We start from the raw sequence: 13,836 nt of genomic DNA, 5'->3' as shown, positions 1-13,836 counted from the left end.
TGCGCCAGGGGCGGGCTGTCACCGCGAGGGCGGCAGGCCAAGCACGGCGGCAGCGTCGCGGCCGTCCACCAGCACCACGGCATCCAGGCGAAAATACTTGTCACGTTTGAGCTGCGTCAGGGTCACGGTCGTGCCCGCCGGGAGCAGGGCGGCCAGGGCTTGGCGCGCCGCCTGGGCCGACTGCCGCACGGCCGGATCGCGATGGCGCAACTCCGGCGCGTCCACCCCGGCCAGCCGCACCCGGATCGATTTGCCGATAATGTCCGGATACTCCGGAATATCCACCACCACCGTGTCTCCGTCGCAAACCCGCACCACCACGCCCCTGGCTTGGCCGAAATCCGGGCCGCCGGCCAAGGCCGGGCCGAAGCACGACCAGAGCAGCAGCAGGAGCAGACAGGCGACAGAGGGAAATCGCATAGAGCAATGCTAATGCAATGCCCGGCGAAAGAGAATAGAAATTTATATATAGACTCAAAAATATCAGTGCTCCGGCAGCAAGGGCCGGGACCGACGGTGCGGACTCAGATGAGGCCGAGTACGGAGAGCTTGTTGAGCAGTTCCGACCGGCTGGCCGGTTTGATGAGATAGGCGGCCACCTGGCCGTCGAAGAGGGCGTTTAGGGTGTTGGCTTCGTCGTCCATGGACGTGACCATGACCGCCTTGGCCCGGCATTCAGGGGGCAGGCAGGCGGTTTCCTCGGTCTCCCGAATTTGGGCCAGGGTTTCATGGCCGTCCATGTGGGGCATGATGATGTCTAAAAACACCACGTCAAACGGTTCGCCTTCGACAATGCCCCGGGCCACAGCCTCCACGGCTTCGGGGCCTGAGCCGCACAGGACGCATTCGGCCAGACTGCCGAGGTGGGCCGACAGCACCTGACGGCTGGCCGGATCGTCATCCACAACCAAAACCCGCATGACGCCTCCGTGAGTTGTCTTCCGGGAACTTCTATCCCAAGGTGGCCCGATGCTCAAGGGAAACCCGGATCAGCCGGTATCCTGCCGGTGCCTGCGGCACTTGCGCGTGCCCTCTTGCCAAAGCGGAGCAGCAGGGTAGTAGTCAGTCCTGACCCCGGGCATAGTGGATGTTCGGGGGGATGTTGCCTCCCCTCAGGGGGAACAGGAGGACTGTGATGCAATTCATTGAAGTCGATGCCGCGCGTTGCAAGCACGACGGTCTGTGTGTCGCCGTGTGCCCAAGCGGTTGTCTGGGTGCGGGCGAGGACGGCGGGCCGGTTGTGGCCGATGCCGCCGTGTGCAACGCCTGCGGGCACTGCGTGGCTGTCTGTCCCCATGACGCCCTGGCCCACAGCCGCGTCCCTGCGGCCGAGATGCGAAAGAACATCCGCTCCTGGCCGGCCCCGGACGTGGTGGACGCCATGTTGCGCGGGCGTCGCTCCATCCGGGCCTACAAGGACACGCCGGTTGCCCGCGAGGTCCTGGCCGAACTCGTGGATGTGGCCCGATTTGCCCCGACCGCGTCCAATGTCCAGGAAGTGGGTTGGATCGTCACTGGCGACCCGGCCAAGGTCCGGGAATTGGCCGGTCTGACTGCCGCCTATTTCGCGCAACAGGGCACCCGCCCCAAGTACTCGGCCATGTGGGAGCAGGGGTTGGACTATTTTCTGCGCAGCGCGCCGGCCCTGGCCGTGTCCTATGTGCCGGCCGACGCCCCGTTCGGGGCGGCGGATTGCGGCATTGCCCTGACCTTTATGGAACTGGCCGCCGTGGCCCGGGGCCTTGGGACCTGCTGGGCCGGTCTGCTCACCCATGCGGCCAAGCATTCGGCGCCGCTTCGCCAGGCCCTTGGCCTGCCCCAGGGCCAGATCGTCGAAGGCGGCCTGATGCTCGGCTATCCCAAGGTGCGCTATGCCGGCGTGCCGCCGCGCAATCCGGCCCGGCTCTCCTGGATCTGACGGCCTTAGGCAGCTGTTGCCTTGAGGACCACCAGGGTGATGTCGTCGTCGCGGGGGGCGCTCTCCTGGAAAGCGGCCACATCGGCGTGGACGGCCGCCACAATTGCCTCGGCAGACAGGTTGGCGTGGCGGCGCACCACCTCCCGGAACCGGTCCTTGCCGTACATGGCGTCGGCCGGATTGCGGGCCTCCCAGATGCCGTCCGTGCCAAGGAGCAGAAGCTGTCCGGGAGACAGTCCCGGACAGGACTGCTCTTCGTAGCTGTAGTCCGGCAGGACGCCAAGCGGCAGCCCCGGGCCGAGGAGTTCGACAAAGCTGTCGGTAGCCGGATCGTAGACCATTGCCGGGTCATGCCCGGCCCGCGACCAGACCAGACGGCCCTTGGGAGCCAGTCCGCCGCCTTCCAGACGCAGGAAATAGAGCGTGATAAAGCGCCCCGAATCAGCCGTATCCTGCCACAAAAGGACGTTGGCCAGGGTGAGCAGGGCGGCCGGGCCGCTGCCTGCGCCCTGCCCCCCACGCAAGAGCGCCCGGCCGGTGGCCATAAAAAGGGCTGCGGCAATGCCGTGGCCGGTCGCGTCGCCGACAATGATGTCGCAGCCGCCGTCCGGGGCCGGGGCAAAGGACAGGTAGTCGAAATAGTCGCCGCCGGTCTCGTCGCAAAAAATCGTGGCCCCGGCCAGATCCAGGCCGGGCAAGTGGGGTGGGGCCTTGGGCAGCAGGTTTTGCTGCACTTCTTTGGCCAGCTGCATGTCCTGCTTGAGCCGCAGTCGCTCGGCCAGCTTGGGGGCCATGGTATTGAAGGTCTGGGCCAACAGGCCCAGCTCGTCCTGCCCGGTGACCGGAGCCCGGGCCTCGAAATCGCCCTCGGCCAGCCGGGCGGCGGCGGCAGACAGGCCGGTCAGGGGCCGGGTCACCGCCCGGGAGCCGTAATAGGCCAGGATCGCCGCCGCAGCCACGGCCAGGAGGGCAAAGAAGACCACCACGGTCATCATGCTTTGGGTGCGCGCCAAAATGGCTGACTCGGCGGAATCGGCCTGATGCAGCACCGCCTGCCTGGGGACCAGCACGAGCAGTCCGGCCGGGGCCAGGGAAAAGGGCCGCAACACGGCGAAATAGTCCTCATTGCCAAGCGTCAGGTGCAGCTGGGCGGCCTGCCGGGATTCCATGGCTGTCTGGAGCCTGGACAGTCCGGCCGGATCGTCGATGGCCAGCGGGGTTGGCGTCACCGGCGTCTTCCAACCGAGTTTCGGGTCGAGGAAATCCCGGTTGCCGATGATTTCGAGGTGGTCCCCGTTGATCTGGACGAAGCAGGCCCGAACACCGTCGCCCCATCGCCGGGACAGGTCGCTTTCCGGCAGGAGTGACTCAAGCGGAGCGTCGATGCCGACAACGCCGAGCAGCTGGCCGTCGTGGCTGCGGATCGGGGCCGAGACAGTGGCCGTTAGCCGGCTGGTGGTGGCGTCAATGAGAACACGCCAGACCACGCCGTTTGTTTCCACGGCCCCACGGAACCAGGGGCGCTCCCGGGCGTCGTAGCCGGGGGGCATGGGTCCATGGGCCGGGGCCGTGGCAATGATGCCGTCTGGCCGGGCGATGTAGGCCCACAACATGCTGTCGCCAAGCTTGTGTTTGAGCGTGTCAAAGGTCGGAGCCAGACCCAGCAGCGCCGCCCCGGCCTGCTCGGCCTGCTCCCGGGACATCGCGCCGGGACCGTCCAGGGACGGCCGGGGCGTGTCGGCGGGCTGCTTCCCGTCCAGGCGGTCCGGCGCTGTCTCCAGGATGCGGGCGGCATCGCCGGCAAGCATGGCCAGGGCCAGTTCGAGCATCTGTCGGTTGTCGGCCACGTCTTCGCCGATCAGATCCACCATAAGGGCCAGTTCGGACTCGGCGGCGTGCTTATAGGAAACTGCGGCTCGTTGGGCCAGTTCGTGGCCAAGCAGCCGGGCTTCGCGCAGGGCGTAGATGCTGATGGCCACAAGTGGGGGCAGAACCAGCGCGAGCAGGATGATGAGAAGCTTGGTACGGATGCGCATGGAGACCTCGGCTGCGGCTGGCTGGGGTGGAGCGGAAGGCGAAAGAAGGTTTCCGGCCAGCCAACTCTGTAGACGGGCGGGTCGATATTGGCAAGGATGGGCCTTAGTCCTTGACAGACCAGGACGGCGCGGGTAACGACTCCCCTTCACCTTGCTCTTCCCGGAGGACACACGTCCCGGAGGATGGGCCATGGACCAAAAGGAGGAACCATGCGGAAGTACGAAGCCTTGCTGTTGCTCTCTCCGGAGCTGGCAACCGACAATCGGCAGGAGATTCTCGAGAACCTCAAAGGGGTGCTCGAGCGTCAGGACGCCACGATGCTGGCTGTTGACGAATGGGGCATGAAGGAACTGGCGTATCCGGTGCAGAAGAAGACCCGGGGCCATTACACCCGTTTCGAGTTCGCGGCTCCGGCCACGGCCATCGCTGAATTCGAACGTATCGTGCGCATCACCGACGGCATCATGAAGTTCATCACCGTCAAGCTTGCCGACAAATACGTGCCTGTTGTTGAGGGGGCCTAAGCCATGGCATTTAAGAAAAAGTTCACCCCGAAAAAGAAGTTTTGCCGCTTCTGCGCCAACAAGAACCTTCCCGTTGATTACAAGCGTCCGGATATCCTTAAGGATTTCATTACGGATCGCGGCAAGATCATTGCCCGGCGCATCACCGGCACCTGTGCCAAGTGCCAGCGCCGCCTGACGCTTGAGATCAAGCGCGCCCGCCAGATGGCGATGTTGTACTATACGGCCACGCACAGCGCCGAGCATCTGAAGAAAATGTAAGGTAGGGAAGCCATGGAACTTATTTTGCGCGCGGACGTGGAAAACCTCGGCCGCCTCGGCGACAAGGTCTCCGTCAAACCCGGGTACGGCCGCAATTATCTGATTCCCCAGGGGCTCGCCATGCTGGCCTGCGAGTCCAACCTGCGCCGTTTTGAAAACGAACGCAAGAAACTGCAAGCCAAGCGTGACGCCCAGGTGGCCGATGCCCAGTCGTTGGCCGACAAGCTGGCCGCTGCCACCGTCCTGATCGAAGTCCGCGTTGGTGAAGGCGACAAGCTGTACGGCTCCGTCACCTCCGCCATCATCGCCGACAAGCTGGCCGAGCAGGGATTTGACATCGACCGCAAGAAAATCGTCCTGGCCGACCCCATCCGGTCGCTTGGCCACTACGATGTCGAAGTCAAGCTCATGCCGGAACTGCGCGGCACGGTTCGCGTCTCCGTTGTCCGTCAGGGCGGCGCTGAAGATGAAGATGTCGTCGTCACCCCTGCCGGGGCACAGGTCGAAGCCAATGGACAGCCCGAGGAAGAAACCGCGTAACTCCAAGTCTTCCGGCCTTTCCGGGAGCGGCGAACCGCTGACCGGGCAGGCCCTGGAGCGGGTCTCCTCAGACGTCCTGCGAAAAGTCCCCCCCCAGAATCTCGAAGCCGAGCAGTCGGTTCTGGGGGGGATATTACTCAAGAATTCCATTCTGTTTAATCTCGTCGACCTGGTCGATGAGGATGATTTCTACTCCCCGGCCCACCGCTATATTTTTCAGGCCATTCTCGACCTGTCGCGCAAAAACGCTCCCATTGATCTCGTATCCCTGGCCGAAGCGTTGCGGGTTTCCGGGCGTCTCGACGAAGTGGGCGGTCCGGCCTATCTGGGCGATCTGGCCTCGTCCACGGTGTCCTCGGCCAATGCCCTGCACCATGCCGAGATCGTTCGTGAAAAATCCGTTCAGCGCAAGCTCATCAGCACGGCCGTCGATATCATCACCCGTTGCTACGACGGCGGCCAGGAAACCGAGCAATTGCTCGATGAGTCCGAACAGGCCATTTTCGCCATTGCCGACTCCCGCTCGACCAAGGGCTTCCGCTCTTCCAAAGACCTGATCACCCGGGTTTTTGAGCAGATCGAGCAGCGCATGGAGAACCAGGAACTGGTCACCGGCGTGCCGTCTGGCTACTACCAGTTCGACGAATATACTGCCGGCCTGCAACCCTCCGACCTCATCATCGTGGCCGGTCGTCCGTCCATGGGCAAGACCGCTTTTGCCATGAACGTGGCCATGCGCGCGGCAGCCATGAGCGCCATTCCGACTGCGATCTTCTCCCTGGAAATGTCCATGGAGCAGATCATGCAACGCATGCTGTGCTGCTGGGGCAAGGTCGATCTGGCCAAGCTGCGCCGGGCGCGGCTTGATGACGAGGACTGGTCGCGGCTGTATGATGCCGCCAACCACTTGTCTGCCTCGCCGATTTTCATCGACGACACCCCGGCCATCACCACCATGGACCTGCGCGCCCGCTGCCGCCGGCTCAAGGCCGAACATGGCCTGGGGCTTATCATGGTGGACTATCTCCAGCTCATGCGGGCCTCGCGGCGCATTGATTCGCGCGAACAGGAAATCTCCGAAATCTCCCGGAGCCTCAAATCCCTGGCCAAGGAACTGCATGTGCCCGTGGTGGCCCTGTCGCAGCTTAACCGCAAGGTCGAAGAGCGCGCCGACAAACGCCCCATGATGTCTGACCTGCGGGAATCCGGCGCTATCGAGCAGGACGCCGACGTCATCATCTTTCTCTATCGCGGTGCGGCCTATAAGAAAAAAGAGGAACTCACCCCTGAGGACAACGTGGCCGAAATTATCATCGGCAAGCAGCGCAATGGTCCGACAGGCATGGTGAAGCTTCTTTTCCTCAAGGAATCAACGGCCTTCGAGAATCTTTCCGACATCCCGCCCCCGTCTGAATTCGGCATGGGCTGATCGGCTTTCCCCTCCGTTTGACGTTTTTCGCCGTGCGTCCCCGGGGGTATCCCTGGCGGCGGCTTTTTCTGCTTTCTGCTCCGCCAACCCTTGAAGCCAAGCGCTTGCAGGGGTATAGCCTGCGTCGGGCGTTTGGGCGCAGGGCTGATAAGCAGGGGCGCTGCCCCTGCACCCCGCCGGGGGCATGATGCCCCCGGACCCCTCCCCTTGGGGTGTGCCGGCAGCCTGTTTCCAAGGGTGGCCGTTGAGGCCTGACACACAGATGCGTGCCCCCACCGCCTTACATCCCGCCAAGGAGTTGTCGTGTACTACGATGCTGCGGAAACGCTTTCCAGACTTGAGATAGAGCGCCTGCAACTCACGCGGTTGCGCTGGTCGCTGACCCAGGCGACCAAATCGCCGTTTTACAGCCGGCGGTTTGCCGAGGTCGGTTTTGATCCTGCCTCGGTCGCCAGTCTGGCCGATGTGCCCCGCATTCCGTTTACCACCAAGCAGGATCTGCGCGACAGCTACCCCGACGCCATGCTGGCCATGCCCGTGTCCGAGATGGTGCGCATGCACGCCTCCTCCGGCACCACCGGCACCCCCACGGTCATATATCATACCCAAAACGACCTGGACTGGTGGGCCTCGCTGATGGCCCGGTGCATGCACATGGCTGGCCTGAGGCGCACCGACGTGTTTCAGAACATGTCCGGCTACGGCCTTTTCACCGGGGGCCTTGGTATCCACTACGGCGCAGAACGCCTTGGCTGCCTGACCATCCCGGCCGGGGCCGGCAACAGCCACCGCCAGATCAAGCTTTTGACCGACTTCAAGGTCACGGGCATCCATATCATCCCGTCCTATGCCCTGTACCTCTCCGCCATTTTTGCCGAGCTTGGCCTCGATCCCAAGTCCCTTTCCCTGCGCATCGCTCTGGTCGGAGCCGAACCCTACACCGAGGAAGCCCGCCAGCGGCTGCAGGAACTCTACGGCCTCAAGGCCTACAACTCCTATGGTCTTTCCGAGATGAACGGTCCGGGCGTGGCCTTCGAATGCCAGGAGCAGCACGGGATGCATGTCTGGGAGGACGCCTATCTGGCCGAGATCGTCGATCCGGTCACGGGCGAGCCTGTGCCTGACGGCGAACTGGGCGAGCTGGTTATGACCACCCTTGGCCGCGAGGGGATGCCGGTCATCCGCTACCGCACCCGGGACATGACCCGTTTCCTGACCGGTCCCTGTCCCTGCGGCCGGGTCCATCGCCGCATCGACCGGCTGCACGGGCGCTGCGACGACATGATCATAATAAAAGGCGTCAATATTTTCCCCATGCAGATCGAACGGGTGCTGCTGGCCATGCCGGAAGTAGGGCAGGATTACCAGATCGTCCTTGAGCGCGACGGCTATATCGACAACATCCGGGTCAAGGTGGAGATCCGCGACGAGTTTTTCGTTGAGGACATGCGCCAGCTCGGGGCCTTGCAAAAGCGCATCGCCTCACGGCTTCGCGACGAGTTGCTGGTCACGCCCAAGGTGGAGCTGGTCGAACGCAACAGCCTGCCCAAGACCGAGGGCAAGGCAACCCGCGTCCTCGATAAACGTGGAGTCGGCGCGTGAGCCTTGTCCTTTTGACGGTGTTCCTGTTGGTCTTGCTCGCCTGTCTGGCCCTGCATGTCTTCGGATTGCCGGGGAACTGGGCCATGCTTGGGCTGGTGGTCCTGTGGGACGTACTCCATCCGACGCTCCATCTGGGGTTCGGGTTTTACGCCTTGCTGGTGTGTGTGGCCCTGGCTGGAGAGGCGGTCGAGCTTTTTGCCCAGCTCTTTGGAGCCAAACGCTACGGGGCGACGGGCAAAGGCAATCTGGGCGGTTTTCTCGGGGCTCTTGGCGGCGCGCTGTGCGGCGCGCCGTTTTTCCTGGGCCTGGGGGCGCTTTTCGGGGCCGTTGCCGGGGCCTTTTTCGGCTGTTATATGTTTGAACGGCTGCACGGACGCGACGACGCCGAGGCCCGGCGCGCCGCTTTGGGAGCCATGTACGGCAAGGTGTTCGGGCTGACGGCCAAGGTGGCCTGCGGCGTCGTCATGTGGACGGCCAGCGCCCGGGAACTGTGGCCTGCTTAACAAAGGAAGCGGCATGATTACGGTCAGCGATTTCCCCAAATACCGGGGTACGATGGAATATGTCTGCCTGGGCTGTCAGGCCCGGTTCGACATTCACGAGCTTTACTACACCTGCCCCCATTGCGGCGGGGTGTTCATTCTGGAAGACACTTCCTTTGACAGCCTGCTCGAATATCCGGCCAGCTACTGGCAGGGACTCTTTGACAAGCGCGCCTCCACCCGGGTGACGGCCCTTCGCGGCGTTTTGCGCTTTTACGAACTCATGGCCCCGGTCATGGACGAGGAAGACATTGTCTACCTTGGCGAGGGCCACACTCCCATCGTGGCGGCCAATGACGCCCTGACCGAGCTGGTCGGCGCGCCGTTTTACTACAAAAACGACGGCCAAAACCCCAGCGCCTCCTTCAAGGACCGGGGCATGGCCTGTGCATTCAGTTATTTAAAGCACTTGGTCCGGGTCAACGGCTGGGATTCGGTGCTGACGGTGTGCGCTTCGACCGGCGACACCTCGGCTGCCGCTGCGCTCTATGCCGCCTATGTGGGCGGTCCCATCAAGTCGGTGGTGATCCTGCCCAAGGGCAAGGTGACGCCGCAGCAGCTGGCCCAGCCGCTGGGCAGCGGCGCCACCGTCATCGAGGTGCCCGGGGTCTTTGACGACTGCATGAAGGTGGTCGAGCTTCTGGCCGACAACTACCGGGTGGCCCTGCTCAATTCCAAAAACGCCTGGCGCATCCTCGGCCAGGAATCCTACGCCTTTGAAGTGGCCCAGTGGTTTGGCTGGGACACCTACCGCAAATGCGTGTTCGTGCCCATCGGCAACGCCGGCAACGTGACAGCCATCATGGGCGGCTTTTTGAAACTCAAAAAGCTCGGCATCATCCGCTCCCTGCCGCGCATTTTCGGGGTGCAGTCCCATCACGCCGACCCGGTCTTCCAGTATTACGACGAAGCCGACCCGGCCAAACGGCATTTCGAGCCGGTGGCCGTGACCCCGAGCGCGGCCCAGGCGGCCATGATCGGCAATCCGGTCTCGTTTCCCAGGGTGGCCCATTTTGCCAAGGAATACGAAAAAATCGGCGGTCCCGGCAGCTTCCAGGTGATCCAGGTGACCGAGCAGGCCATTGTCGAAGGGATGCTCCTGGCCAACCGCCACGGGCACATCAGCTGCACTCAGGGCGGCGAGTGTCTGGCCGGCCTTATCAAGGCCCGGGAGCAGGGGTTGGTCGAGGCCTCGGAAGTCTCGATCCTGGACGCCACGGCCCATCACCTCAAATTCATCGGCTTCCAGCAGATGTATTTCGAGGACAGCTTCCCGGCCGAATACGGCGTGACTTCCGACGCCAAATACGTCAACCGGCCCCGGGCGATTCTCACCGAGTCCGACAAGGCGGCCCTGACCCCCGAAGCCTATACGGCCAAGGCGGCCGAGGCCATTGTGGCCTCTCTGGGGCTGACCCGGAAATAGTTTTTTGGCCGCGCGCCGCACAGCCTCCCCCGGTCGGGTGGATCCCACGCATGGATAACCCACCTGTTGCAAACAGTTCCGTCTTTGCCGCCGGCCGGGGGACTTGTCCCCCGGCCGGCGAAGCAACGGTGGTTCCTCTCTGGGGCAAAGGCCTGTTTGTCCCGATCCAGCGCCGTCCGGCTTATCGGCCAGTCCAAGTACCCCTTGGAAAAACTGTCCCCTTTGCCGGCGGCCGGGGGCTTCCTCCCCCAGCCGCCGAGGGCTTCTTCCCTTGCCCGCCGGAGGCCTCTTCCGTCTTTCATTCCGACCGCCGGAGGCCCATCTTTCATCTTGCTCCCCGGCCGTCGTCGGCCAGCTTCCGCTACAAAAGACCGCCGGTCTGGAGGGGGACCTTCTCCAGACCGGCGGCAGCATTGCTTGGACCGGGAACATGGCAGGAACGGGTCGGCGGGCCGGGAGGGGGAGGGCATCGCCCTCCCGGGCAAGAACACTGTTGTTGACGCAGCGGCGTCTTAGGCGGCCCGGCTGACAATCGGAGCCAACTGGGCGCGGACGACATCAGCCCGGACAACCTGCGGCGTCATGAAGGTAAAGCCCTGACTCTGGCCCCACTCGGCGACATCGGCCGGACGGCCGTCGTAACAGATATCGTCGATGACCAGGTAGTCCCGCACTCCAAGGACGCCGTCCCAGCGCTGGACGAAAAATTCAAACAGGGCGGCATCATACGCGGTGACGTTGTGCCAGGTCCAGGTCCGGGAACAGGCTTCGTCGTCGTAGCCGAGCAGGCACAGATCCTTCTCCGGGGTTTCCAAAAAGGCACGCTGGGTGAGCATGGCCGCCGAGGTGGCGATGCGGTTGACGTCGAGAGCCACGGGCGCGTCGCCCAGAGTGGCTTCAATGCGTGCATCGGCCGTCAGGCGCATGCCGCAGGTGTTGTTGCTGTTGGCCCGCCACCATTCAATGGAATTGGTCTTGTAGAGGTCCTCGCCAAGGGTGCAGACGCGAGCTGCAGTTTCCGCACTGACTGGATGCAAGGCCAGATCACAGCAAGAACCGGTGATGGTCAGGGTCAGGTTCATATAAAATCTCCTTGGGAGTTGGATTCTGGGGATTGCATTGGGCTCCCGTTTGATTGAGAAAAAAAGCACTTTTCGTGCCGAATATTTTTGTAAGTTATTCAAGCAAGATATCTCTTCAGACTCGTGTATCTGGGTTTCTGGGGACGATTTTTGCGTCCGATACGGTTGACCCGGCCAGGGCATCCGAAGCACACTCCACCCGCGCGACCCTGGCTCGGAGCACAATTCCATGAAACGACCCCATGACCCCTTTCCCGGCGATGAAGCCAGTGCCTTTGCCCTGGAGAACGTGGCCGATGCCGTGTTTGCCGTGGACCGGGATTTTATCGTGCGCTACTGCAATCTGGCTGCTGCCGAGATCGCCCGTTGCGCCCCGGCCGAGGCCGTGGGCCGCACCTGCCGTGAGGTGTTTGGCGTTAAAAATTGCCGCAATGTCTGCGTGTTGCGTCAGAGCATGGACGAAGCCAAGCCCATCGCCAACCGCATTGTGACGCTCAAACGCACGAGCTGCCCCGATGTGCCCGTCAGCATCAGCGCCGCCCCCATCTGGGCCATGGGCGGGACGGTCATCGGCGGGGTGCAGGTCTTTCGAGACCTGTCCGGCGGGGGCTTTGTCAGTCGTCTGGCCGGTCTCCAACCGCTGGACGATTTTGGCACCCGTGATCCGCAACTCTCTGAAATTGTGCGCATGTTGCCGCAAATTGCCCAGAGTGACTCAACCGTCCTGCTCCTTGGCGAGTCCGGCACGGGCAAGGAGCTTTTTGCCCGGGCCATCCACAAGCTCTCCCAGCGAAACGCCGGACCCTTTGTGGCCGTCAACAGCGGCGCTTTGCCGGAGCAGCTCATGGAGTCTGAGCTTTTTGGCTATAAATCCGGGGCGTTTACCGATGCCCGCCGGGATAAGCCCGGCCGGTTCGCCCTGGCCGAGGCCGGCACGCTGTTTCTCGATGAAATCGGCGATTTGCCCTACGCCATGCAGGCCAAGATCCTGCGCGCCCTGCAGGAACGCGCTTTTGAACCGCTTGGCGGCGTCGAGACCATCCCGGCCGACGTGCGGGTGGTGGCCGCCACCAACCGTGATCTTGGCCGCATGGTGGCTGAGGGCACGTTTCGCCAGGACCTCTATTATCGCCTGAATGTGGTGGTCATCCGCATCCCGGCCCTGCGCCAGCGGCTTGACGATGTGCCGCTTTTGATCGAACGCCTGCTGGGGCGCTGTCGCATGGCGGTCAGTAAAAACATCGAGACCGTTGCTCCCGAAGCCATGGCCCGGCTCATGGCCCACGACTATCCCGGCAACATCCGCGAACTTGAAAATATCATTGAATACGCAGCCATACTCTGTCAGGGCAAAGCCATCGAGTTGTGTCATCTGCCCGAGCATCTGCGCGGCGAATCCGGGGCTTGCCCGGCCCGGGGCGCGCGGACCATGACCGAAATCCGATTGCATGCGGCCCGGGAGGCCGTGGAACGCCATGGCGGCAATCGCAATGCCGCCTGCCGTGAACTGGGGATTTCCAAGGATACCTTGCGCCGCATCCTGGGGCGGCGCGACGAGGACGACTAATGCGTCTTTTGGTCTGTCTGGTGGACGAAAAATGCTGCCTCTGATGCTGGCAACCGCGAAGGCAGGGGAGAGGCCATGGCCAAACTGAAGGCCCGGGCCGATCAACTCGTGTACGAACTCGGACTGGCCGAGGACCAGAAGCGGGCCATGCGCCTTATCATGGCCGGTCTGGTGCGCGTCCTTGAAAAAGGCCGGGAGACGGTGGTGGACAAGCCGGGGCGGATGTTTGCGGCCGGCACGGTCTTTCGGCTGGAGCAGGGGGACCGCTACGTCAGCCGGGGCGGCGGCAAGCTTGAGACGGCCCTTGAGGCCTTTGGTCTGGATGTCGCCGGGATGACGGCCCTGGATGCCGGGGCCTCCACAGGCGGGTTCACGGACTGCCTGCTCCAGCACGGTGCGGTGCGCGTCTATGCCGTGGATGTGGGCACGGCCCAGCTGCATGAAAAGCTGCGGGCCGATCCCCGGGTCGTGTCCATGGAAAACGTCAACCTGCGCCATGCGCCGCCTGACCTGCTGCCGGAGCCGGTGGACCTCATCGTGGCTGATGTTTCCTTTATCTCGCTGACCAAGGTGTTGCCGTCGTGTTTGCCCTTATTACGCCCGGGCGGCCTGGTCGTGGCCCTGGTCAAGCCGCAGTTCGAGGTCTCGCCGGACAAGATCGCCAAGGGCGGCGTGGTGCGCGACGTAGCCCACCAGCGGGAAGCCGTGGACATGGTGACGGCCTTTGCCCGTGACCAACTGGGCCTCGTCCTTCGCGGCGTGGTCCCGTCCAAGGTCAAGGGGCCGAAAGGCAATCAGGAATATTTGGCGGTGTTTGCGCTGGCTGGTGGGTAAGCCGATAGTGAAGGACTTTTGGGAAAGCAATCGCTTGCGGCCTTGCGGGAAATTGCGATCCTTGCGACACAGGC

The 13,836-nt window shown here is 63.3% G+C and carries 14 protein-coding genes; 10 read left to right on the top strand and 4 right to left on the bottom strand.

Annotation, left to right across the window (positions count from 1 at the left end; translation table 11 throughout):
• Positions 1–18: 18 nt before the first annotated feature.
• Both NY78_RS08095 and NY78_RS08090 read right to left on the bottom strand, forming a co-directional pair.
• Entirely contained in the window at positions 19–420 is a 402-nt protein-coding gene (locus NY78_RS08095) for a thermonuclease family protein (RefSeq protein WP_043634181.1), read from the bottom strand.
• 104 nt (positions 421–524) lie between these two features.
• A complete protein-coding gene (locus tag NY78_RS08090; protein ID WP_043634179.1) occupies positions 525–920 on the bottom strand; it encodes a response regulator in 396 nt (131 codons plus the stop codon).
• A gap of 215 nt (positions 921–1,135) precedes the next feature.
• Between NY78_RS08090 and NY78_RS08085 the strand changes: the two genes are divergently transcribed.
• Positions 1,136–1,918, top strand: a complete 783-nt coding sequence (locus tag NY78_RS08085) for a nitroreductase family protein (protein WP_043634177.1) — start codon at positions 1,136–1,138, stop codon at positions 1,916–1,918.
• A 5-nt stretch (positions 1,919–1,923) separates the two neighbouring features.
• On the opposite strand, the gene NY78_RS08080 is transcribed toward NY78_RS08085, so the two are convergent.
• Entirely contained in the window at positions 1,924–3,954 is a 2,031-nt protein-coding gene (locus NY78_RS08080) for a SpoIIE family protein phosphatase (RefSeq protein WP_043634175.1), read from the bottom strand.
• Positions 3,955–4,164: 210 nt separating this feature from the next.
• On the opposite strand from NY78_RS08080, the gene rpsF reads away from it, so the two are divergent.
• From rpsF to thrC, 7 genes are all read left to right on the top strand, one after another.
• Positions 4,165–4,479: a 30S ribosomal protein S6 gene (gene rpsF, locus NY78_RS08075; RefSeq protein WP_043634173.1), complete on the top strand. Its 315-nt coding sequence runs from the start codon at positions 4,165–4,167 to the stop codon at positions 4,477–4,479.
• A 3-nt stretch (positions 4,480–4,482) separates the two neighbouring features.
• A complete protein-coding gene (rpsR, locus tag NY78_RS08070) occupies positions 4,483–4,740 on the top strand; it encodes a 30S ribosomal protein S18 (protein ID WP_024826324.1) in 258 nt (85 codons plus the stop codon).
• A 12-nt stretch (positions 4,741–4,752) separates the two neighbouring features.
• Positions 4,753–5,280, top strand: a complete 528-nt coding sequence (gene rplI, locus NY78_RS08065; protein WP_043634170.1) for a 50S ribosomal protein L9 — start codon at positions 4,753–4,755, stop codon at positions 5,278–5,280.
• Positions 5,252–6,709, top strand: coding sequence for a replicative DNA helicase (gene dnaB, locus NY78_RS08060; RefSeq protein ID WP_043634167.1), 1,458 nt, complete (start codon positions 5,252–5,254; stop codon positions 6,707–6,709). The genes rplI and dnaB overlap by 29 nt, the downstream gene beginning before the upstream one ends.
• Before the next feature lie 303 nt (positions 6,710–7,012).
• Positions 7,013–8,311 carry a phenylacetate--CoA ligase family protein gene (locus NY78_RS08055; protein WP_043634164.1) on the top strand — a complete coding sequence of 433 codons (1,299 nt, stop codon included), beginning with the start codon at positions 7,013–7,015 and terminating at the stop codon, positions 8,309–8,311.
• Positions 8,308–8,814, top strand: coding sequence for a DUF456 domain-containing protein (locus NY78_RS08050; protein ID WP_043634161.1), 507 nt, complete (start codon positions 8,308–8,310; stop codon positions 8,812–8,814). Before NY78_RS08055 ends, NY78_RS08050 begins: the two co-directional genes overlap by 4 nt.
• 13 nt (positions 8,815–8,827) lie before the next feature.
• Positions 8,828–10,279 carry a threonine synthase gene (gene thrC, locus NY78_RS08045; RefSeq protein ID WP_043634158.1) on the top strand — a complete coding sequence of 484 codons (1,452 nt, stop codon included), beginning with the start codon at positions 8,828–8,830 and terminating at the stop codon, positions 10,277–10,279.
• Between the two features lie 512 nt (positions 10,280–10,791).
• On the opposite strand, the gene NY78_RS08040 is transcribed toward thrC, so the two are convergent.
• The gene (locus NY78_RS08040) at positions 10,792–11,361 is read right to left on the bottom strand and encodes a hypothetical protein (protein ID WP_043634156.1); all 570 of its coding nucleotides are present in this window, start codon (positions 11,359–11,361) and stop codon (positions 10,792–10,794) included.
• Between the two features lie 229 nt (positions 11,362–11,590).
• On the opposite strand from NY78_RS08040, the gene NY78_RS08035 reads away from it, so the two are divergent.
• Together NY78_RS08035 and NY78_RS08030 are read left to right on the top strand one after the other, a co-directional pair.
• Positions 11,591–12,928, top strand: a complete 1,338-nt coding sequence (locus NY78_RS08035; protein WP_043634154.1) for a sigma-54 interaction domain-containing protein — start codon at positions 11,591–11,593, stop codon at positions 12,926–12,928.
• A 75-nt stretch (positions 12,929–13,003) separates the two neighbouring features.
• Positions 13,004–13,762 carry a TlyA family RNA methyltransferase gene (locus NY78_RS08030; RefSeq protein WP_043634151.1) on the top strand — a complete coding sequence of 253 codons (759 nt, stop codon included), beginning with the start codon at positions 13,004–13,006 and terminating at the stop codon, positions 13,760–13,762.
• Positions 13,763–13,836 lie beyond the last annotated feature (74 nt).

The sequence above is a fragment of the Desulfovibrio sp. TomC genome (assembly GCF_000801335.2).
Classification (GTDB): Bacteria; Desulfobacterota; Desulfovibrionia; order Desulfovibrionales; family Desulfovibrionaceae; genus Solidesulfovibrio.
Note: the sequence above shows the minus strand (reverse complement) of the source record. Positions and strands in the feature narration are given on the sequence as shown.

Excerpts from the sequence above, each read along its gene's own strand:
- NY78_RS08095 (WP_043634181.1), bottom strand. The coding sequence starts at position 420 with ATGCGATTTCCCTCTGTCGCCTGTCTGCTCCTGCTGCTGCTCTGGTCG.
- NY78_RS08090 (WP_043634179.1), bottom strand. The coding sequence starts at position 920 with ATGCGGGTTTTGGTTGTGGATGACGATCCGGCCAGCCGTCAGGTGCTG.
- NY78_RS08085 (WP_043634177.1), top strand. The coding sequence starts at position 1,136 with ATGCAATTCATTGAAGTCGATGCCGCGCGTTGCAAGCACGACGGTCTG.
- NY78_RS08080 (WP_043634175.1), bottom strand. The coding sequence starts at position 3,954 with ATGCGCATCCGTACCAAGCTTCTCATCATCCTGCTCGCGCTGGTTCTG.
- rpsF (WP_043634173.1), top strand. The coding sequence starts at position 4,165 with ATGCGGAAGTACGAAGCCTTGCTGTTGCTCTCTCCGGAGCTGGCAACC.
- rpsR (WP_024826324.1), top strand. The coding sequence starts at position 4,483 with ATGGCATTTAAGAAAAAGTTCACCCCGAAAAAGAAGTTTTGCCGCTTC.
- rplI (WP_043634170.1), top strand. The coding sequence starts at position 4,753 with ATGGAACTTATTTTGCGCGCGGACGTGGAAAACCTCGGCCGCCTCGGC.
- dnaB (WP_043634167.1), top strand. The coding sequence starts at position 5,252 with ATGGACAGCCCGAGGAAGAAACCGCGTAACTCCAAGTCTTCCGGCCTT.
- thrC (WP_043634158.1), top strand. The coding sequence starts at position 8,828 with ATGATTACGGTCAGCGATTTCCCCAAATACCGGGGTACGATGGAATAT.
- NY78_RS08040 (WP_043634156.1), bottom strand. The coding sequence starts at position 11,361 with ATGAACCTGACCCTGACCATCACCGGTTCTTGCTGTGATCTGGCCTTG.
- NY78_RS08035 (WP_043634154.1), top strand. The coding sequence starts at position 11,591 with ATGAAACGACCCCATGACCCCTTTCCCGGCGATGAAGCCAGTGCCTTT.
- NY78_RS08030 (WP_043634151.1), top strand. The coding sequence starts at position 13,004 with ATGGCCAAACTGAAGGCCCGGGCCGATCAACTCGTGTACGAACTCGGA.